Genomic DNA, 20,701 nt, shown 5'->3' with positions numbered 1-20,701 from the left:
TATTAGGATTGTATTCCTCTAAACTTTAATAACACTACGTTTTCAACATGCTGTGTATGTGGAAACATATCAACAGGCTTAATCCGTACTACATCATATTTTTCCTTAAGCAAGGCCAGATCACGGGCTTGTGTAGCAGCATTACAGCTTACATAAACAATTTTACCTGCTTCCATCTCCAACAATCGCACTACAACGTCAGCATGCATTCCTGCTCTTGGCGGATCGGTAATCACCACATCAGGTTTACCATGTTCAGCAATAAATTCCCTCGTCAGGATATCTTTCATATCACCTGCATAGAAAATCGTATTGTCAATCTCATTTAGATTAGAGTTAAACTTCGCATCCTCAATGGCTGTAGGTACATATTCAATTCCAACTACCTGTTTTACACTACGTGCTACGAAATTAGCAATGGTACCGGCACCGGTATAAAGGTCATAAACCAGTTCATCACCCGCAAATCCGGCAAACTCCTTTGTAATTTTATACAATTCATAAGCCTGATCAGAGTTTGTCTGATAAAAAGATTTTGCGCCAATTTTAAACTTCAGGCCTTCCATATCCTCAAAAATATGGTCTCTACCAGCATAGGTAATTACTTCCTGATCAAAAATGGTATCATTTTTTTTCTGATTAACAATATACAACAAAGATGTAATCTCCGGGAATGTGCCTTTCAGATACTCCATCAGACCATTAATTTGCTCCTGTTCAACATAAGCAAAAACAACTACTACCATCACTTCTCCGGTTGAAGAAGTACGGATGATCAGATTTCTTAAACTTCCTTCATGGTTACGTAAATCATAAAAACTCAGACCCGCCTTTAAAGCGTAATCTCTAACCTGATTTCTGATCGTATTAGAAGGCTCAGCTTGTAAATAACAATGTTGAATATCTAATATTTTATCAAAACGCAATGGTACATGAAAACCAAGAGCATTCATTTCCATGTCCGGATTAGGGCTGCTGGCATCAGTCTCTTCAGACCTTTCTGCCATATCCTCCTTATTCAACCAGCGTTTATTAGAAAAAGTATATTCCAGCTTATTTCTATAGTATTTATTTTCGGCAGAACCCAGAATAGGCTCCATCCCGATGGTATCTATCTTCGCAAGGCGTTGTAAGGCGGCCTCTACATTTTTATATTTAAATTTCAATTGAGCATCATACTCCATGTGTTGCCATTTGCAACCCCCACAAGTACCAAAATGCTGACAAAAAGGATCTGTTCTTAATTCCGACTTCTTATGAAGGGTTTCAATTACAGCTTCAGCAAGATTCTTTTTCTTTTTAACGATGCGTACATCTGCCACATCGCCCGGCACGGCTTTTTCTACAAAAACAACAAGCTCATCAGCTTTACCTACACCTTTACCTTCTTCGGCAATATCAATAATACTTAAATTAGGAATGATGGTTACCGTTCCGGCTTTTCTATTTCTACTCATTATTTTGCAAAAATACAGGTTTTTTTCTATTTGTTCATACCCCTTTCGTCATTCTGTTATTCTTGAAGTACCGGGTACTTTCTTTATTTCCAAACACAGAACATCCCTATTGCCGCAGAATGCAACATTCGAACCAGAGATAAAGACACCAAATCTTACTTGCTAAAGAAGCTAAGGATTATTCCCAAAAGACCTTCTTCCAAATCAAATTTCACATCAAACTTCTCTTCTACCAACACCGAAATTTCTAAAACCTCTCTACTCATTGTGCTAAAGTATGATAACGCAACAAAGGTAGCCTATTTTAGACCAAAAACCGAATCGGTATATATTAAAGTTATGTAAAGAAATCTGCCAATTAATTTTAACTGGCAGTACGTTTTATAAAGCTGCTTTTACTAAGAAAGGAAGCAATTCTTTCTGAAAACTGACAAAGTTCTTGCGAACGTCTGAATCGCTAACGGATGTGAACGCGAAAGAAAACACAATATTTTTACTGGCTTTTAGTAAAAATGCAAGTCCTTCCCTGCGAGAAGGATGATTTTTAAAATGATCAAGCTCAAGGTAAGCAGAAAGCAGAAGTGATTCCAGTTGATCAGACAGATGCTTCAAAAACTCCTGCGAGTTTGCATTCTCACGCACAAAATCCCAACCAATAAACTCATTGCAAACCGTATAGGTAAGTCTGCAGGTTTTCATAACCAGTGCTTTCAGGTGTTCTTCCTCATCAGCAAACTGGGCTTTATTTTTTAATATTTCATGCAGGTTCAAATCCAGATAATCCATTAATATGGCATCCAGTATCTGCTCCTTGCTTTCGAAATACTTATATATGGTAGCTTTGGCTATGCGAGCCTTTCTGGCGATTTCATTAACACTTGTTTTATGATAACCGTACTTCCTGAACAACTCTTTAGCAGCCCTAACTATGCTTTCTTTTATTTTTTCTGGTTCCATTAATTGGTTACATGTATGGTATTATTCCCTGCAATAAACGTATTGTACTTTTTCAACGATACCTCGGCTGGCGCTTTAGCAGGAGTGCCATCTTCCAGCAGGTATTTTGCACCTGAACACTTATCTGTCACCGTAAAACTCGGGTCATCCAGCGTTACAGCGCATCTTTTTTCCGGATTAACGGTACTGCATCTGTCGTAAGCCACATAGCCACCACTAAGCGTCCGATATATCACTATACCAGCAACTCCGTAGTTATCAAAAGAAACTGCACCACCCGGACTACTCAACCTGATCAGTCTTGGATCCGTTAGCTGTGCACTAAAGTTAACCGGCACATTAGGGATCACCAGGTTCTCTTTACCACATCCTATCAACGCCAAAACCAACAAAAGTATGCCGGAAATACGCTTCATTAAATCAATGAAGTTTTATATTGCTTTAAAAATCTTGCATCATTTTCAGAGAACAAGCGTAAATCTTTTATTTCAAATTTCAAGTTTGCAATACGCTCGATACCCATTCCAAATGCGAATCCACTATATTTTTTACTATCAATATTACAATTATCCAAAACATTAGGATCAACCATGCCACAGCCTAGTATCTCTACCCAGCCACTATGCTTACACATCTGGCAGCCATCACCTTTACAAATTGTACAAGAAATATCCATCTCTGCTGATGGCTCTGTAAATGGAAAGTAAGATGGGCGGAAACGCACTTTAGTACCTTCACCATAAAGTTCCTGAACAAAATAGAACAACGTCTGCTTTAAATCAGCAAAAGACACGTTCTCATCTACGTACAAACCTTCTACCTGGTGAAAAAAGCAATGTGCTCTTGCCGAGATTGCTTCATTACGATAAACACGTCCTGGCATGATTGCTCTGAATGGTGGTTTTCCTGCTTCCATCATTCTCACCTGAACGGAAGAAGTATGTGTACGCAATGCGATATCACCATTCTCTCCACCTTTTCTGATAAAGAATGTATCCTGCATATCACGCGCAGGATGTTCTTCAGGGAAGTTTAAAGCGGAGAAATTATGCCAGTCATCTTCAATCTCTGGTCCTTCAGCAACCACAAATCCAAGTTTATTGAAAATCTCAATAATCTCTCTTCTTACCAATGCCAAAGGATGACGCGAACCCACTTCGAAACCTTCACCCGGCAAAGTTAAGTCTAAGCCAGAATCTGTCGAAGTATCAGCTACCTCACTCTGTTCTTTAAGCGTTTGGTATTTAGCTTCTGCCAATTGCTTAAATTCATTTAAAACCTTCCCCAGGGATCTTTTCTCCTCAGGTGAAACAGCTTTAAACTCATCAAAAATATCTTTGATTATTCCTTTTGTACCAAGGAATTTTATGCGGAATTGTTCTAATTCGTCGGCATTCGCTGTAGAAAAAGCGTTGATCTCTGCAGTATACTGTGTTATCTTATCTTGTAACATGGGGTCAAATATACAGCAATTTATATAATATTTTTATATAGACCGGGTTCAAAATCAACTTGCCAGATGTTACAAGCAGGAAAATGAACCCGGTATTATAATTTATATTACACCTAGTGCTTTACCTACCTTTGTAAAAGCAGCTATTGCTTTATCCAGGTGATGCATTTCGTGTGCGGCAGACAACTGAACACGGATACGTGCCTTGCCCTGACCAACCACAGGATAGTAAAAACCAATTACATAAATACCTTCATCCAGCATTTTTGCAGCAAACTCCTGAGCAAGTTTCGCATCATATAACATCACAGGCACAATTGGATGTACCCCTGGCTTGATGTCGAAGCCGGCTTCAGTCATTTTCTCGCGGAAATATTTTGTGTTTTGCTCTAATTTATCTCTCAAATCAGTCGTCTCACTTAGCATATCCAATACCGCAACAGAAGCACCGGCAATTGCAGGAGCCAATGTATTTGAAAATAAATATGGGCGTGAGCGCTGGCGTAGCATATCGATAATTTCTTTCTTACCCGCGGTAAAACCACCTGATGCACCACCAAGCGCCTTACCTAAAGTACCGGTAATGATATCAACCCTATTCATCACATTAAAATGTTCATGAGTTCCGCGGCCTGTTTTTCCGATAAAACCGGTACAGTGCGACTCATCGATCATCACCAACGCTTCATATTTATCAGCCAAATCACAGATCTTATCTAATGGAGCGATTACCCCATCCATAGAAAACGCGCCATCAGTTACTATAATACGATGTCTGGCATCCTTTGCAGCGATCAATTGTTGCTCCAAATCAGCCATATCAGCATTTTTATACCTGAAACGTTTTGCTTTACACAAACGTACGCCATCAATAATTGAAGCGTGGTTCAGTTCATCTGATATAATTGCATCCTGATCGTTAAACAAAGGCTCAAAAACACCTCCATTCGCATCAAAGGCTGCAGCATATAAAATGGTATCTTCAGTACCTAAAAACTTAGAAAGCTTTGCTTCCAATTCTTTATGCACATCTTGTGTACCGCAAATAAAGCGCACAGACGACATTCCGTAACCATATTTATCAATAGCCTTTTTTGCAGCATCAGTAACACGAGGGTCTGATGACAGTCCCAAATAATTATTTGCACAAAAATTGATCACTTCCTGACCGGTGCTTACTTTTATGTCTGCACCCTGAGGCGTAACAATAATGCGCTCACGTTTATATAAACCGTCCTTTTCTATCTGGTCTAGCTCTTGTTGAAGAACCGGCTGTAATGTTTTATACATAATATTATAATTTGATACAGCCAAAGTTATACAATTCCCCAGTTTGGGAGGTAACCTTAATAAGTGTTTTTAGAAATCTAGGTGTATCCTTGCCCTGATTCCTGATTTTGACACATTGGGATTGTCCAGATAAGTGAAACGTCTAACGTAATCAACCCTCAGCAACTTAAAGATATTTGAAAGTCCGACACTTCCCTCCACATAAGGTGTCTTACCCAATCCAAATGAAGTTTGAACGCCTTCCTTATTTGTAGCAAAGCGGTAAAGCTCCGAATCATTTTCAGGCTTGTTCTTTGGAGAAATGCCACCATAAAGCACTTTTAAAGAAAACACCTCCCGAAGTTGTAGTTTTTTAATCAATGGCATTTTGTTCAGAACTAAACCATTTAATGAATGATCTATATTGATATTGGCATATTTATCGCTCATGAACTCCATAAAATTCATCAGGTTGTAAGACTGAATCTGATAAGAATAAGTTTGATTGGCTTTATGGATGGCCAACAATGGGAAAGGAACTTTACCGAATATCATCCCCCCCTCAACAATTACATCCGAATAACCAAAAGGAGCCAGGTACAACCTTTTAAAGATGTTCAGCGATACATTCTGAAAGGAATAATCACCTTGCAAGAATCCCTTAAATGCAGCGGAAGCTCTTAAAGAAAATACAGGGTATCCATTTTTAATAAGGCGACGGAAACGTTTCCCCTGATAAAACTGTTCCTTAGGCGCCCATCTTAACTCAGAAGTAAGCTCAGATAATTGAAGTTTACGAACGGCTGGAGCGCCCGATTCCGGTTGAAATATCAATCCACCCGCTGGAGTAAGTCCCTGACTCCTTAAACCTAAACGAAAAGAAATGTGGCTTTCCAGTTCACGAAAATACTCTGCAGTCCATTTTCGGTTATACAAGCGTTTATCATCCACCCCTCTTTTAAACGACAACAAGAAATTATCCTCTTCTATAAAACTCAGATCCTGACCTGGAATTTGAGTTTCATAACTGCTACGTACCGTAATTACATTCATCGGAAACTGGAGAACACCTTCCGGCTTAAACGAGTAGATTAACCCTACCGAATGTTTCCATTCCTTATCCTTAAGCCCATAAGCCACTCCCGCATCTAATATAACTTTACTGCTAAAATCTTCATTTGTCCGTCCGCTCAACCGAAGCCTGGTTCCTTCAACATTGTTAAAACTATAAAATGATGATACCGGGCCAATATCTACCGGCCCTGCCTTATGAAAACCTGTAAGTACCAAAGCCGTAACCCGCATAAAGCGTTTAAACCTGGGAGACTCTTTCAGACTGTCGATATTCTTGTATGCATTTATTTCTATCGAGGACAATGAAACTGGTCGCTCAAAACTATTCGAGCTCTTCTTTATCTGCGAAAGAGATTTAGGAGCAGGAAATACAACACCCTTATTACCTAGCCTGTAATCTGTAGTCAACAACGTACGTACACCATAAAGACTATGCTTACCTTTAAAAAGCCCCAAATCCATCGCTGTCGTACTTTGGGAGATATAGTACTGTCCCTTCTGGTCCCTTTTGTACCCTACAGTTACCTGAAAATCGTTTACCCAATTGATATTAATAGCTTTATTCAGATAAAGTGTAACACTGCTTACTGCATAATTCCCATCCAGGGGAATAAGCATTTCGCCCATAAATAGCTGATCCTGTTTATTTCTCGGACTAAAAGCCAACCGAACAACATTAACCTTCCCTTTAATCGTATCCGTTATAAAGTACTTATAAAATTCAGGTGCGAGGGACGAAATCGGGCTTAAAAAGCGCTGACTTCCCAAGGCAATATCATGTTCATAAACATCCACATGCTGATAAATATGGTTGAGATATTCATCAATACCATCCTCATCAAAAGCCTGATCAAACCTGGACTGCTTCTCATTCAGCATCACCGATTTATCATCCAAATGATCTTTGGTTTCCTGACGCATAGTTAGCCTTTCGCGCATAAACAAAGGAATTAATGCCCTCCCAGGTAGCTTAATGGTATCAGCCGTACTTATTAAAAAAGGGAATTTTCGTAAAAAAGAGGAAGTAGAAATCTCCTTAGCGCCCATATTCAAAGACATGTTTAGCTTTTCGTATTGATTAAACACTACGGTGCTGTCTTGCTTATTCCGATTTTTATCTCTATGCTCAATAACCTGGCGGATTAACTCAACCGCCTCATTATTCTTATTACGATATTTTGGTTTCTTCGCCCCAACAATACTCACCCCATCAAGATTATTGCTGGATTCATCAAGTTCTATATTTAAATAAGGAGATTCTTTTACCGATATTGAATACTGTAATTTTTTATAGCCTACAGCCGAAAAAACAAGACTCTTTATTGTTTTGCTGATACGAATCTGAAAAAAACCATCCTTATCGGAAATAGTCCCACCACCAATGCCTGAAAATGAGATAGAAACTGCAGGAATTGGCTGTCCGGTAAATTTATCTTTAATCACCCCCTTAACGGAGGTTTGTCCAAGCGACTTTAATGAGAAAAAGGTCATGAGCACAAACAACACAGGATGTACAACATTACGATTTAAAGTTATAATTTGAAAAAACATAGGTTTTAAAGTATATAAGCCTTAATTTGTAATACTTTTGTTGTTGTATTAGTATATCCCATTGGAGCAGTTTTAGAACAAACAAAGATAGTTACGATTTTTCATTTCTTTAAAAGAAGTGACAGAAAATGCTGAGGTCAAGCTAAATATACCTACAAATGGGTATAAGATATGATCCAACATCATTATCATTTCCTTTAAGCATGAGATCTATATTTAACCTAGAATAAAAACACCTATTGATGAAGCCTTTCCTTATCACATTATTATTGATAATAAGCATCCTTAGCAGTTCAGCACAACAATTCAAGCTTAGTGGAAACATCCGTGATACAGAAGGTGTACCCATATCTTTTGCCTCTGTTTACATTAAAAACACAACAAAAGGGACTTCAGCGAATATAGATGGAGATTACAGATTCTCGGTTGAATCAGGCACCCACACGATCGTATTCAAAGCAATTGGCTACAAGCCCATAGAAAAAGAGTTAACCATCACGGCCGACCTTTTAGACAACATCATACTTAGCCCTGAGGCCTATACACTCTCAGCGGTTACGATCAATGCGAGCGCTGAGAATCCTGCTTATGAGATCATTCGTCAAGCCATAAAAGCTCGGAAGAAACATTTGACAGAAGTACAGGCCTATACAACCAATGTATATATCAAAGGCGTACAAAAACTTGTTGGTGCACCAAAAAAGATATTTGGCAGGGATGTACAGAGGTTATTGGATCTTGATACCAACAGAAAAGGCATACTATATCTTTCAGAATCCACTTCCACATTTGCTTATCAGCGACCTGATAAAATCCATGAAGAGATGGTTTCTTCGAAAACTGCAGGTGAAAACAAAGCTTTCAGCTTTAATAAGGCCTCCGACCTGATCATCAATTTTTACGATAACATTTTACTCGAAAACAAATTAAGTTCAAGAGGTTTTGTGTCTCCGATTTCTGACAATGCTTTCCGATACTATGATTACAAGTTACTGGGTGTTACTACAGAGAATGGCGTACAAATCAACAAAATCCAGATCATTCCCCGCAGAGAAAACGATCCGGTGTTCAGAGGAACCATCTATATTATTGATGATAGCTGGCACCTGGTTAATGCCGATGTTTACCTTACGAAAAATACCGGTATCAACCTGCTTGATACCCTGAACATATCCCAGCAGTTTTTAAAAACTGACTTTACCTATATGCCAACCAACATTAATTTTAAATTCAATGGAAACATATTAGGCTTTAAGTTTGAAGGGTATTACATCGGCGTATATAGTAATTATAACCTTCAACCCAGTTTCCCAAAAAACTACTTCAAGGGCGAAATTCTTAAAATCACGGCTGCCGTAAACACGAAAGACTCATTATTCTGGATAAACAACCGTCCAATTCCTCTTACCAATGAAGAAAAATTTAATTACATTAGAAAAGATAGCATTGCGGCAATAAAAAATTCCGACAGATATCTGGATTCAATGGAAAAAGTAAACAACAGACTAGGCGCTTTTGAGTTGATCGTCACAGGATACACCATCAACAAGCGCAACACGGGTAAGCGCTATGTTTTCGACCCAATTTATCAATCTTTTTTCTATAACACCGTTGAAGGCTTTGCCATCAAATCTGGAATAGTTTATACTAAAAAACTTGAAGACAATAGTTACTACAACGTCAGGGCTGAAGGAAGATATGGCTTTTCTAATAAGACCCTTACCGCAAATCTTGCCGCAACTTATCATTACAATCCAATAAAAAAGGCAAACATCAATATCAGCGGAGGATCGGGTATCTATGATCTTAACAATTACGGCTCCATGAGCCTTTTAGGCAACTCCATCAACTCACTGTTCTTTGAAACCAACTACTCAAAATTCTATAAAAAAGAATTTACCAATATTGGTACAACAAGGATGCTTATGAATGGACTTCAAGCTAGTATAAATGCTAACTATTCCCGTAATATTCATCTTTCAAACACTACCGATTTCAAAGTAGAGGACCTGAAAGGGGAGCATTTCACCTCAAATAACCCCTTTAGTCCTGATACAGAAACACCCTTATTCCCGAACTATAAAGCACTTACCATTACTGCATCCTTAAATTATACTGTTGGGCAACAATACATCACCCGACCTGAAGGTAGGTCTTATCAGCCGACTAAATATCCCGTTATTGACCTTACCTATAAAAAAGGGATAAATGGTGCACTGAACAGCAGTGTCAATTATGATCTGGTGTCTATTGAAGTCTCACAAAAGAATATCAGCAGTGGCTTATGGGGATATTCGTCATTTATTATAGGTGCCGGAAAATTCCTGAATAACAAAAGCGTCTATTATCCGGAAGCCAAACATTTTCAGGGTAACAATTCCTTATTCTCTGTTCCGGACTTAAGAAAGTTCATGTTTCTTGACTTCTATCTTTTCAGCACTGACCGGGAGTACCTGGAAGCCCATGCCGAGCATAACTTCTCGGGCTTTTTCACAAACAAGGTGCCCTTCTTACGTAAGCTAAAACTAGAGGAAATAATTGGTGCCAGCTATTTAACCCAGCCTACAAAAAAGAACTATTCGGAGTTCTACTTCGGACTTAGCAGACTTATATTCCGAGCCACTTATGGATTCTCCTACAATGGTAAAAATAGAGTAAACCATGGTTTCAGGTTCTCATATGGATTTTAACCTATAAAAAAAGGGAAGTACAAATGCACTTCCCTTTTTTTATAGGTTAAACCTCAGCTTATTTAATCGCCATTTTCTTGCGTAAGTCTGAAGGAATTCCGTTTTTGTGCAATAAAAACGCAGTAGTTTTATATTTCACAAAGTTTTTAGTTACGTATAAATATCCTTTGTAATCGTTAGTAGCACCCCAAGAGTTTTTAACGATGTAATATTCTTTACCAGCTTGATCTTTTGCCATGCCAGTGATCTGCATGCCGTGATCATCAGTAGTTTCGTAGTTATCAAAAGCAGCCTGACGTAAAGCTACAGTAATTTCTTTCTCAGTTTTAGGACCATTAAACATTGCTTTTTTCTCATCATTGCTCATGCTCTCGAAATCTTTTTCTGGTACGTAAGCTACCCCATTTTTCCAGCTAAAGCCTTTCTCGCTAACATCTGTAGCCCATGCAACAGTAAATCCTTTTTTAATTGCATTGTCGATAATGTTGATGATATCATCCATCTGAACATTATACACCTGATCAAATGACCAGTTATCAGGCACCATTAACACAGCTTTTTCATAGTAAGGGCTGGTAGTGAAAGATGAAAGTTCAACATAGTCAGCAGGATTAATTCCAACAACCTCTTTACCAAAAGTTACTGGAGTATACTCTTTCCCTTCGTAAGTAAATTTCTCAGGAACTACACCCATGCAAGAATCGATAGTTGCAATGTATTTAGCTTTCCAGCTAGGATCAAATTTACCTTCCACAGCTTTTTTCAAAATTGCTTCAGTTAATTTGTTCATTCTTTCAGATGAACCCGGACTACCATAGTCATTACCACTGTAAGCTTCCTGAGGCAAAGCACCATACTTAGCAAACATGTTGGTTACATCATGACAAGCACCACCATCACCCAAAGTTAAAGCACCATGCATGCGCACATAATTGATTCCTTTTTCGATGTACGCGTTACGAGCTGTAAATAAATCAGCTAAATCTACCGGCTTTTTACCCATACGGATCATTTCTGATTCAAGGAATGAGTTGGTAGAATAGCTCCAGCAAGTACCTGATGATTTCTGGTTCTTTACTGAAGTAGCCTCAGCATTAATTACCGGAGTAAAATTAAAGCTTCCAGCGCTGTTAGCACTTTGGTTATTTTTAAGTGAATTAACAAGATTGTCTTGTGCAAAACCAGCAGTAGCGCTTAGCATAAGACCTGCTGCTAACCACAATGGTTTCATTGAAATTTTAGTCATTTTATGTTTAAAGTTAGTTAGTATACGATATAGTTATTGATTAACGCCTGCAAACTTAGTAATTATCCAACATAAATTAAGTGATATACCTATCGGCGGTAACGACATAGGCTATAAAACGGTAAAAACGGCCTTATCTTATGCCCAAAGCACTTAATTTGTTACAATTCTAAGCGCACTGTCTAAAACAAAAAACACCTTCTCAGACAAGATCTGGGATTTTTTGTCTTCTTTAGACAAGCGGTTCCAGCCTTGGAGGAGAACGGTTTTTTTTGCACCTTTGCAAAGCATTAAACGCCATTTGCACCGGTATCAATGAATTATGACAAAATTCCAGACATTACTTTACTATTGCTATAGTCATATAGCAGAGGCAGAACAATTTGCCGACGATCATCTTAAATTCTGTAAATCCTTAGGTCTTGTAGGCCGGATCATCGTAGCTGATGAAGGTTTAAACGGCACCGTTTCGGGCACCAAAGAAGCCTGCGAAGCCTATATGGCTGCTATCAAAGCTGATGAACGTTTTGCAAAAACAGACTTCAAAATCGACGATGTAGAAGAACCTTCTTTCATTAAAATGCATTGCAGGTATAAGTCCGAGATTGTACACTCAGGCTTAAGAGATCCAAACATTATCGATCCGAACAGACAAACAGGTAAACACCTTGAGCCTGCAGAATTTCAGAAAATGATCGATCAGGAGGATGTAATCATCCTTGATGTTCGCTCAAATTACGAACATAACCTTGGTCGCTTCAAAAATGCCATTACCCTTGACATAGAGAACTTCAGGGATTTCCCGGAAAAGATCAACGAGCTTGCTCAATACAAAGACAAAAAAGTATTAACCTATTGTACTGGTGGCATAAAATGCGAAAAAGCATCTGCCTTATTACTTCATCATGGCTTTAACGATGTGTACCAGCTTCACGGCGGTATCATTAAATATGGTAAAGAAGCTGGTGGGGAAGACTTTGAAGGTAAATGCTATGTTTTCGACAGCCGTATTGCCGTTGATGTAAATACAGTAAATCCTACAATCGTATCCAAATGCTATAATTGCGGTAAAACAACGCCTAAAATGATCAATTGTGCCAATCCGGAATGCAATGAGCATGTTACGCAATGTGATGAATGTGGTGATGAACTGCAAGGCTGCTGCTCAGTTGCCTGCACAACAAACCCACGCAAACGCAAATACGATGGAACAGGATATTATGTAAAAGTACCTCAGCCTGTAAACGTAGCCACCAAATAATTAACCCGGCTATTCATGAAACTCAGGAACCTAAAATACTATCTATTTTATATTGCATTACTTTTGCCTCTTTGCACAACAGCAGCTAATATAAATAGTATTGGGGTTCCTTACATACAAAATTATTCCAAATCTGTTTACCTATCCGGCAACCAAAACTGGTCGATAGCCAAGGATAAGTCTGGCATCATGTATTTTGGAAATGCACAAGGTCTTCTTAGTTACGACGGTAGGTACTGGCAACAATATGAAATGCCAAACCGGCAAATTGTTCGGGCTGTTGCAACAGATCCTCAAGGGAGAATCTATGCGGGTGGATTTGGCGAATTCGGCTACTGGAAGGTGGCAAATAAGCGGTTAAAATATTACTCCTTAACTTCCTTGATCCCTAAAGATCATAAAATGACTGATGAGATCTGGAAAATCTATATTGATGGTAAAAAAATCATCTTCCAATCATTTACAAGCATTTACATTTACGAGGATAAAAAAATCAGTATAGTAAAAAGCAAGGGCTCATTTCTGTTTCTCCACAAAGTAGACAAGCGCTTTATCGTAGAAGAACTCGGCAAGGGATTATTTGAATTAAGTAAGAACCGTCTGGTTCCTTTAAGCAACAACGGCCCTGCACTCCCAGAGAGTGTACTATCTATATTACCTTATAAAAATGGCAAATTATTGATAGGAACCAGTAAAGGTGGCTTATTCTTATATGATGGACAACGATATAGTCCCTTTATCACAGCTGCCAATGCTTTTTTGCAGACTTATCAGCTCAATAACGGTGTCCGTGTATTGGGAAAATACTACGCCTACGGAACCATATTAAATGGTTTAATCATTATTGATGAAGAAGGCAATATTATACAGCACATTAATAAATCAAGCGGATTACAAAACAATACCATACTAAGCATTTATGCTGATAATGAAGAGAATTTATGGGCTGGGTTAGACAATGGGATAGATCGGATAGAGCTTAATTCTCCGCTTTACTTTTACTTTGATAAAACCGGCTTATTTGGAACTGTTTATTCCAGCAGGATCTATAAGAACAAGATCTATCTGGGCACGAACCAGGGCCTATTCTCAAGCCCCTGGATAGCTGAAAATGAACGGTCTTTCAAAACCTTTAACTTTAAGCTGGTACCACATTCTCAAGGCCAGATATGGGACCTCAGTTTGATTGATGGCCAACTTTTTTGTGGTCATAATGATGGCACGTACAGAATAAATGACAACACCTTAGAAAAGATATCCGGCACAAGTGGTGGCTGGACCATAAAAAAATTAAATGACGACTACCTAATTCAGGGTACTTATACAGGCCTTGTACTTTATAAAAAAGATGCATCGGGATTATGGAAGTATTTCTATAAGATTGAAAATTTCGCTGAACCTTCGAGGTATGTAGAAATAGATGTTAAGGGCGATATTTGGGTAAGCCATGCTTATCGAGGTTTGTACAAACTTAGTCTTAGCCCTGATTTTAAAAAAGTAACACATATTAAATATTACGATGAGCGTAATGGTTTACCAAGCAGCTATAATGTTAACCTGTTTACGCTGGAAAATAAATTACTTTATTCTTCGGACGAAGGCTTTTTAACTTTTGATGAGATCAGCAATCGCTTCACCAGGTACGAGACCCTAAATAAAGTTATAGGCTCTTTTGCCAATTCAAATAAAGTAATTAGCGCTGGTGACAAAAGATATTGGTTTATCAATCATGGTAAAATGGCACTCATTGATTTTGGTCAGCCCGGAATAATTAAAATAGACTCTAACCGCTTCAGTGCCCTTGATGGCCGTATGGTCCAGTATTACGAGAACATTAGCAAAATCAGCAATCAGATTTACCTCATCAGTGTAGATGATGGCTTTGTAATCTACAACGCCATGCAATCTCAAAATAAGGAAAAACCCATTTTACCTTCCGTGCTCATCCGAAAGGTAGAAGATATTACAGACACTTATTCAATAATAAGCGAAATTGGGAACAGCGAATCTGAAATAGAGATCCCTTTCGTTCGGAATAACATCCGAATTTCTTATGCCCTTCCTTATTACAGAGAGGCCAAAATTAAATTCCAGTATTACCTCGAAGGATATTCCAAACAATGGTCAGACTGGAGTTTGGCTTCTCAGAAAGACTTTACAAATCTCGGACATGGAAACTACAAATTCCTTGTACGCGCAAAAATTAACGACCAGAACTTAAGTGAAGTTACTTCTTTTGAGTTTACAATACTCCCACCTTTTTACGCCAGCAACTGGGCATTAGCATTTTATCTGCTCTTACTGACTGTGTTGCTATTTATTGGCAAGAAACTTTATAAGAAAAAGTTACTTAAAGATCAGCTTTCGATCACGGTAAAACTTCAAGAAGAAAAAGAGATCTTTCTGAAGAAGGAAGCAGAAGCAACGGAAAAACAAATCATCAAACTGCAAACTGAAAAGCTACATGCAGAGTTGGCCGGTAAGAGTAGGGAATTGGCTAATTCGGCGATGAGCCTCGTTTATAAAAATGAACTGCTTAAAAAGATTAGTGAAGAAATTTTGAAGCTTAAGGATGAGCATGGGAAAAAACTTTCCGATGATCAGCTTAAAAGAATCCAGAAAGTAATTGAGGAAGGCATGAATGATGAACGCGACTGGAATTTATTTGAAAGCAGTTTTAATGAAGCGCACGAGAGTTTCTTTAAAAAACTCAAAACCAATCATCCTGACCTGGTGCCAAACGACCTGAAGTTATGCGCCTATTTACATATGAATATGAGTAGCAAAGAACTTGCTTCTCTACTAAACATTTCCCTTCGCGGAGTCGAAATCCGGAGATACAGGTTAAGAAAAAAGCTGAATGTACCCCATGATAAGAACCTTGTAGAGTTCCTAATGGAGCTTTAAACACTACATCATTACCTCTCATACCTCAAAAACTATCACATCAGCACCAAACCTTTTTAATCTATTTGATGTAGTATAAAAAATTGGTTCCAATTCATTAAAACCATGTTTTTGAACTAAAAAACACGATTATACAATGCCATGAGATAGCCCATTTCCACCCAATGATGTATTAATGTTGAGGTTGTCAAACTTGTTATAGCCAAAAATCTACCGCAGCTTTAACCATCATTATTAACCAAAAACTTAAACGAGTATGAAAAGATTTTTTACAAGATTTTCTGTTTTAAGTATTCTTTGTTTACTTTTTACCAACACAGCCTTTGCACAGAATATTACTGTTAAAGGCGTTGTTACCGACGGCCTGGATAAGACAACCATTCCATCAGTAAGTATTATGGTAAAAGGGAGTACTACAGGAGTACAAACAGATGCTAACGGAAGGTATTCCATTAATACAACAGCTAACAGCACCCTAGTCTTTACTTATGTGGGTTACGTAACCCAGGAAATTCCCGTTAACGGACAGGGAACAATCAATGTGGTACTGACGCCCTCTTCGCAACAACTAGAGCAGGTTGTCGTGATTGGTTATGGAACCCAGCGTAAAATAGACGTAACAGGGGCAGTAGCCAGTTTAAAGGGATCTGAAATATCAAAACAGGCATCTACCAATCCTGTAGGAGCATTACAAGGCAAAATTGCCGGTGTATCAATCACAAATACCGGAGCTCCTGGTTCTTCGCCTCAGATCCGAATTCGTGGCTTGGGAACGATATTTGGCAACCAGGCTCCATTATATGTGGTAGATGGAGTATGGTACAATGACATTAACTTTTTAAATCCCGGAGACATTGAAAACATGAGCGTTTTAAAAGACGCTTCTGCTCAGTCTATTTATGGTATACGCGCTGCAAACGGAGTTGTGCTGATTACTACAAAAAAAGGAAAATCAGGCACACCAACCACAATCAGCTACGATGCTTATGCAGGTTTCCAGAAGGTCACCAATAAGGTTAAAATGGCAAATGCCGAAGAGTATGCTACCTTTACAAACGAGCTTGCTGTATTGAATGGCGGAAACCCAGTATTCAACAATACCTCTAATTTAGGTGCCGGAACTGACTGGTACGATCAGATCCTTCGCAATGCATTTGTAACTAACCATAATGTTTCAGTAGCAGGAGGAACAGAGAAATCTACCTATAACATCTCATTGGGCTACCTTGATCAGGACGGAATTATCCAGACCAACAACTATAAAAGATATACTGCTCGTGTATCAAATGATATACAGCTGTTAAAAAACCTTAAAGTAGGTTACAACATTACCGGCGTTTCAGGTAAATCGAAAGATGTTCCTGCAACGATCTATCACCAGCTATATTCGGCAGCACCCTCTGTACCAGTATTCAAATCAGACGGATCTTATGGCGACCCAAATGATCAGCTTCTTGGAGATGGCGCTAACTTCAACCCTCAGGCCAGCCTTGATTTTTTTAATCAGCAAACCAAACAAAACAGTGTTACCGGTAATATTTTTGCCGAACTTAAATTTGCAAAACACTTCGCCTTTAAAACGAGCTTTGGTGGAGAGTTCGGTCAAATGGAGAACAGGAAATATAATCCAAAATACTATGCTACCTATGCGCAGAAAAGCGATGCCAGCATTCTGGATATAAAACGTGTGGAAACCAGGAACTGGATAATTGAAAATACCTTGACTTATGACAACACTTTCAGCGAAAATCATAACCTGACAGTATTGCTTGGTCAGTCTGCGCAAAGCAATAAAGCTTATACCTTAAATGCGTCCGCGCAAAATGTCCCCTTCAATAGTGACGCAGATTTATATTTAAGTCTAGGCGATGCAGCCACCAGAAGTGTAGCAGATCAGGGCTCACTGATCAAATTTGCTTCTTACTTTGCCAGAGCCAACTATTCATTCAAAAATAAGTACATGCTGAATGCATCTATCCGTGCTGATGGTGCTTCCCAATTTTTTGGCGGCAACGAGACCTGGGGATATTTTCCTTCTGTAGGTACCGGATGGGTAATCACCAACGAAGATTTCATGAAAAACCAAACTGTGTTCAGCTCCCTGAAATTAAGGGGTAGCTGGGGTATGATTGGAAATGCGAGTGTTCCGATTAACCCTTCGCAACAATTATTAGATCAAACAGGCAATCTGGTTGCAATATTCAACAATACACCCTTTACCGGTAAAAGTGTGAACACCCTTATTCCCCCTGCAATCGTTTGGGAAAAAGGAATTGGTACAGATATCGGTATTGAAGCAGCTTTCCTAAGCAACAGGTTAACTGTAGAAGCAGATGTCTATAGTAGAAAAACTTCAAGGGCCATCTTTAAAATTCCTGTACTTGGGTCGTTGGGAACAAAAGACAACGATTTACTTGGAAACCAGGCCGACATCCAGAACAGAGGTGTAGAATTATCAGCAGCATGGACCAATACAACTGAAGGTGGTTTAAACTACAGTATTGGCGGTAACATTAGCTACAATGCCAATAAAGTGCTAAATGTACTTTCTGGTGAAACACCTATTTACTCGGGTAGTACAGGTATCACCAACGGCTCTCTGGCCACGAGGACTGTAGCTGGAGACCCTATAGGAATGTTCTATGGATATAAAGTTGCCGGAATTTTCCAAAATGCAGCTGAAATTGCAAATTCACCTACACAGGCAAGTGCCGCTCCCGGAGGTTTTAAATATGTAGATTTGAATGGGGATGGAAAAATCACTTCTGCTGACAGAACAGTGATAGGTAACCCCAACCCTAAGTATACTTATGGTGTAAACACCAATTTTGCTTACAAAAACTTCGACCTTGCACTGGATTTCCAGGGAGTAGCAGGAGTAGATATATACAACGCCAACCTGGCCTATCGTTTTGGAAACGAGAACATCACCAAAGACTTTTTTGACAACAGATGGCACGGCGAAGGCACTTCAAACACCTACCCTTCAGCCAATATCGGTGCTTCAGCCAACGCTGCCCCCAACTCCTTCTATGTATCCAGTGGATCGTATTTCAGAGTAAGAAATGCACAACTAGGATATACACTACCTGATGGTATCTTAAATAAATGGAAGATCAAAAAGGTTAGAATTTATGCAAATGCACAAAATGCAATCAACATTTTTGGGTATAAAGGATTCAGTCCTGAAGTAGGACCGGTGCCTACAGACAATGCAGAAAAGATTAAAACAACTATACCAAACAGCTTAAATGCAGGTTTGGATGCCAATGTTTATCCTTTGTTTGCAACCTACAATTTTGGTATCAACCTTACTTTTTAATCTGCGACATCATGAAACAATATAACAATCTATATAAAAAAGCAGCTTTGGGCATCAGTTTAGCCCTTAGCATAGGTACCGTTGCTTCCTGTACAAAAAGCTTTTTGGATGTACCTGAACAAGGGAAACAGCAAAGTACAGTATTCTGGAAAACTGCCGATGATGCGACAGCAGGTGTGAATGCCATTTATGGTAACCTTCGTTCATGGGAAAACACAGCATTTCCTGCTATTGCCATTGAAAGCATGGGCTCTGATGATGCAGATAAAGGAAGTACTGCATCTGATGCCAGTTTCTTCTTGCAATTTGACCAGTTTACCATCGACCCTGATCAGGGAAACATTGGCGGCTTCTGGAATGGCCAATACCGTAACATCAATTACACCAACCAGGTTCTGGATAATGTTCCAGGAATAGCTATGGATGAAAACCTGAAGGCCAGGTATTTGGCAGAGGCCAAATTTGTACGTGCCTTTTCATATTTCAGACTAGTACGTGCCTTTGGAGGAGTTCCGTTGCGTTTACATGTTCCTAAAGACGCAAATACAGATTTTAATCTACCAAGGGCATCAGTTACCGAAGTTTATGCACAGATTGAAAAAGACCTGACAGAGGCCGCTGCCGTATTACCTCCAACTTATAGTGCCGCAGATATTGGCCGTGCAACAAAAGGTGCAGCTTTAACCTTGCACGCTAAAGTTGCCATGTACCAGAAAAAATGGAGCGACGTATTGGCTTACACCAATACGGTAATGGGCATGGGTTATGGACTGCTTCCCAACTACGAAAAGGTATTCAGAATAGAGAATGAAAATAGTATCGAATCGATATTTGAGATCCAGTGCGCATTATTGCCCAATAACAAGGATGCATCTAATTCTCAATATTCTCAGGTACAAGGTGTACGTGGAATCACAGGTGGTGGATGGGGCTTTAATGTCCCTTCAGCTAACCTTGCCGCAGCGTATGAGACCGGAGATCCCAGAAGAGATGCAACGATCATTTTCAGAGGTGAAACCACTCCTTCCGGCGATTTAATTCCGGCAACCGGAGACAATCCTATGTACAACCAGAAGTCATATGTTCCTTTTTCACTGTTTGTCCCTAATTTTAACGAAGGCGCACAGCAAAACGTACGTATGCTTCGTTACTCGGATGTACTGCTGATGAATGCTGAAGCCGCTAACGAGCTGAATAATCCCACAAAGGCGATCTCTTCTCTGGAAGAGGTAAGAAATAGAGCTCGTCAAGGGAATGCGACTATTCTTCCTAAGGTTACCACTACCGATCAGGCCGAACTGAGAAAAGCAATCTACAGAGAGAGACGCGTTGAATTTGCAATGGAGTTCGACCGTTATTTTGATGTTATTCGTCAGGGCCGCGGAACAGAAGTTTTTGGTTCTAAAGAATGGAAAGCAGGCCGAAACGAGGTCTGGCCAATTCCCCAAACTGAAATTGACCTGAGTGGAGGAGTACTTGTTCAAAACCCGGGATACTAAAAAACAAGAATTAAG

The 20,701-nt window shown here is 39.2% G+C and carries 13 protein-coding genes; 5 read left to right on the top strand and 8 right to left on the bottom strand.

Annotated features, from left to right (window positions below):
• Window positions 1–2 precede the first annotated feature (2 nt).
• The 7 genes from rlmD to B9A18_RS09705 all read right to left on the bottom strand — a co-directional run bounded on the left by rlmD (window position 3) and on the right by B9A18_RS09705 (window position 7,761).
• Window positions 3–1,457 (bottom strand): 23S rRNA (uracil(1939)-C(5))-methyltransferase RlmD, encoded by a 1,455-nt coding sequence (gene rlmD, locus B9A18_RS09735; protein ID WP_084289078.1) that lies wholly within the window; start codon window positions 1,455–1,457, stop codon window positions 3–5.
• A gap of 155 nt (window positions 1,458–1,612) precedes the next feature.
• A complete protein-coding gene (locus B9A18_RS09730) occupies window positions 1,613–1,723 on the bottom strand; it encodes a phenylalanyl-tRNA synthetase subunit alpha (RefSeq protein ID WP_084289077.1) in 111 nt (36 codons plus the stop codon).
• Window positions 1,724–1,838: 115 nt separating this feature from the next.
• Complete coding sequence (locus B9A18_RS09725; RefSeq protein WP_084289076.1) at window positions 1,839–2,414, bottom strand: TetR/AcrR family transcriptional regulator; 576 nt, start codon at window positions 2,412–2,414, stop codon at window positions 1,839–1,841.
• Complete coding sequence (locus B9A18_RS09720; RefSeq protein WP_084289075.1) at window positions 2,414–2,830, bottom strand: Rieske (2Fe-2S) protein; 417 nt, start codon at window positions 2,828–2,830, stop codon at window positions 2,414–2,416. Before B9A18_RS09720 ends, B9A18_RS09725 begins: the two co-directional genes overlap by 1 nt.
• Window positions 2,830–3,867, bottom strand: coding sequence for a phenylalanine--tRNA ligase subunit alpha (pheS, locus tag B9A18_RS09715; protein ID WP_084289074.1), 1,038 nt, complete (start codon window positions 3,865–3,867; stop codon window positions 2,830–2,832). Before pheS ends, B9A18_RS09720 begins: the two co-directional genes overlap by 1 nt.
• Window positions 3,868–3,969: 102 nt before the next feature.
• Window positions 3,970–5,157, bottom strand: coding sequence for a glycine C-acetyltransferase (kbl, locus tag B9A18_RS09710; protein ID WP_084289073.1), 1,188 nt, complete (start codon window positions 5,155–5,157; stop codon window positions 3,970–3,972).
• Window positions 5,158–5,226: 69 nt separating this feature from the next.
• Entirely contained in the window at window positions 5,227–7,761 is a 2,535-nt protein-coding gene (locus tag B9A18_RS09705) for a DUF5686 and carboxypeptidase-like regulatory domain-containing protein (protein ID WP_084289072.1), read from the bottom strand.
• Between the two features lie 242 nt (window positions 7,762–8,003).
• On the opposite strand from B9A18_RS09705, the gene B9A18_RS09700 reads away from it, so the two are divergent.
• Window positions 8,004–10,451 (top strand): DUF5686 and carboxypeptidase regulatory-like domain-containing protein, encoded by a 2,448-nt coding sequence (locus B9A18_RS09700; RefSeq protein ID WP_144009445.1) that lies wholly within the window; start codon window positions 8,004–8,006, stop codon window positions 10,449–10,451.
• A gap of 58 nt (window positions 10,452–10,509) precedes the next feature.
• Here B9A18_RS09700 and B9A18_RS09695 read toward each other — a convergent pair whose 3' ends face one another.
• Complete coding sequence (locus tag B9A18_RS09695) at window positions 10,510–11,697, bottom strand: C1 family peptidase (RefSeq protein WP_084289070.1); 1,188 nt, start codon at window positions 11,695–11,697, stop codon at window positions 10,510–10,512.
• Between the two features lie 322 nt (window positions 11,698–12,019).
• Between B9A18_RS09695 and trhO the strand changes: the two genes are divergently transcribed.
• The 4 genes from trhO (at window position 12,020) to B9A18_RS09675 (ending at window position 20,686) form a co-directional block, all read left to right on the top strand.
• Window positions 12,020–12,958 (top strand): oxygen-dependent tRNA uridine(34) hydroxylase TrhO, encoded by a 939-nt coding sequence (trhO, locus tag B9A18_RS09690; RefSeq protein WP_084289069.1) that lies wholly within the window; start codon window positions 12,020–12,022, stop codon window positions 12,956–12,958.
• Window positions 12,959–12,973: 15 nt separating this feature from the next.
• Complete coding sequence (locus tag B9A18_RS09685) at window positions 12,974–15,865, top strand: ligand-binding sensor domain-containing protein (protein ID WP_084289068.1); 2,892 nt, start codon at window positions 12,974–12,976, stop codon at window positions 15,863–15,865.
• A 256-nt stretch (window positions 15,866–16,121) separates the two neighbouring features.
• A complete protein-coding gene (locus B9A18_RS09680; protein ID WP_084289067.1) occupies window positions 16,122–19,187 on the top strand; it encodes a SusC/RagA family TonB-linked outer membrane protein in 3,066 nt (1,021 codons plus the stop codon).
• A gap of 11 nt (window positions 19,188–19,198) precedes the next feature.
• Complete coding sequence (locus B9A18_RS09675; protein ID WP_084289066.1) at window positions 19,199–20,686, top strand: RagB/SusD family nutrient uptake outer membrane protein; 1,488 nt, start codon at window positions 19,199–19,201, stop codon at window positions 20,684–20,686.
• The last annotated feature ends 15 nt before the right edge of the window (window positions 20,687–20,701 follow it).

The sequence above is a fragment of the Pedobacter nyackensis genome (assembly GCF_900176505.1).
GTDB lineage: Bacteria > Bacteroidota > Bacteroidia > Sphingobacteriales > Sphingobacteriaceae > Pedobacter > Pedobacter nyackensis.
The sequence above is the reverse complement of the archived record's forward strand: the minus strand, read 5'-3'. Positions and strand labels throughout refer to the sequence as shown.

Bases quoted from the DNA above. Each gene is read 5' to 3' on its own strand.
- rlmD (WP_084289078.1), bottom strand. From the start codon at position 1,457: ATGAGTAGAAATAGAAAAGCCGGAACGGTAACCATCATTCCTAATTTA.
- B9A18_RS09730 (WP_084289077.1), bottom strand. From the start codon at position 1,723: ATGAGTAGAGAGGTTTTAGAAATTTCGGTGTTGGTAGAAGAGAAGTTT.
- B9A18_RS09725 (WP_084289076.1), bottom strand. From the start codon at position 2,414: ATGGAACCAGAAAAAATAAAAGAAAGCATAGTTAGGGCTGCTAAAGAG.
- B9A18_RS09720 (WP_084289075.1), bottom strand. From the start codon at position 2,830: ATGAAGCGTATTTCCGGCATACTTTTGTTGGTTTTGGCGTTGATAGGA.
- pheS (WP_084289074.1), bottom strand. From the start codon at position 3,867: ATGTTACAAGATAAGATAACACAGTATACTGCAGAGATCAACGCTTTT.
- kbl (WP_084289073.1), bottom strand. From the start codon at position 5,157: ATGTATAAAACATTACAGCCGGTTCTTCAACAAGAGCTAGACCAGATA.
- B9A18_RS09705 (WP_084289072.1), bottom strand. From the start codon at position 7,761: ATGTTTTTTCAAATTATAACTTTAAATCGTAATGTTGTACATCCTGTG.
- B9A18_RS09700 (WP_144009445.1), top strand. From the start codon at position 8,004: ATGAAGCCTTTCCTTATCACATTATTATTGATAATAAGCATCCTTAGC.
- B9A18_RS09695 (WP_084289070.1), bottom strand. From the start codon at position 11,697: ATGACTAAAATTTCAATGAAACCATTGTGGTTAGCAGCAGGTCTTATG.
- trhO (WP_084289069.1), top strand. From the start codon at position 12,020: ATGACAAAATTCCAGACATTACTTTACTATTGCTATAGTCATATAGCA.
- B9A18_RS09685 (WP_084289068.1), top strand. From the start codon at position 12,974: ATGAAACTCAGGAACCTAAAATACTATCTATTTTATATTGCATTACTT.
- B9A18_RS09680 (WP_084289067.1), top strand. From the start codon at position 16,122: ATGAAAAGATTTTTTACAAGATTTTCTGTTTTAAGTATTCTTTGTTTA.
- B9A18_RS09675 (WP_084289066.1), top strand. From the start codon at position 19,199: ATGAAACAATATAACAATCTATATAAAAAAGCAGCTTTGGGCATCAGT.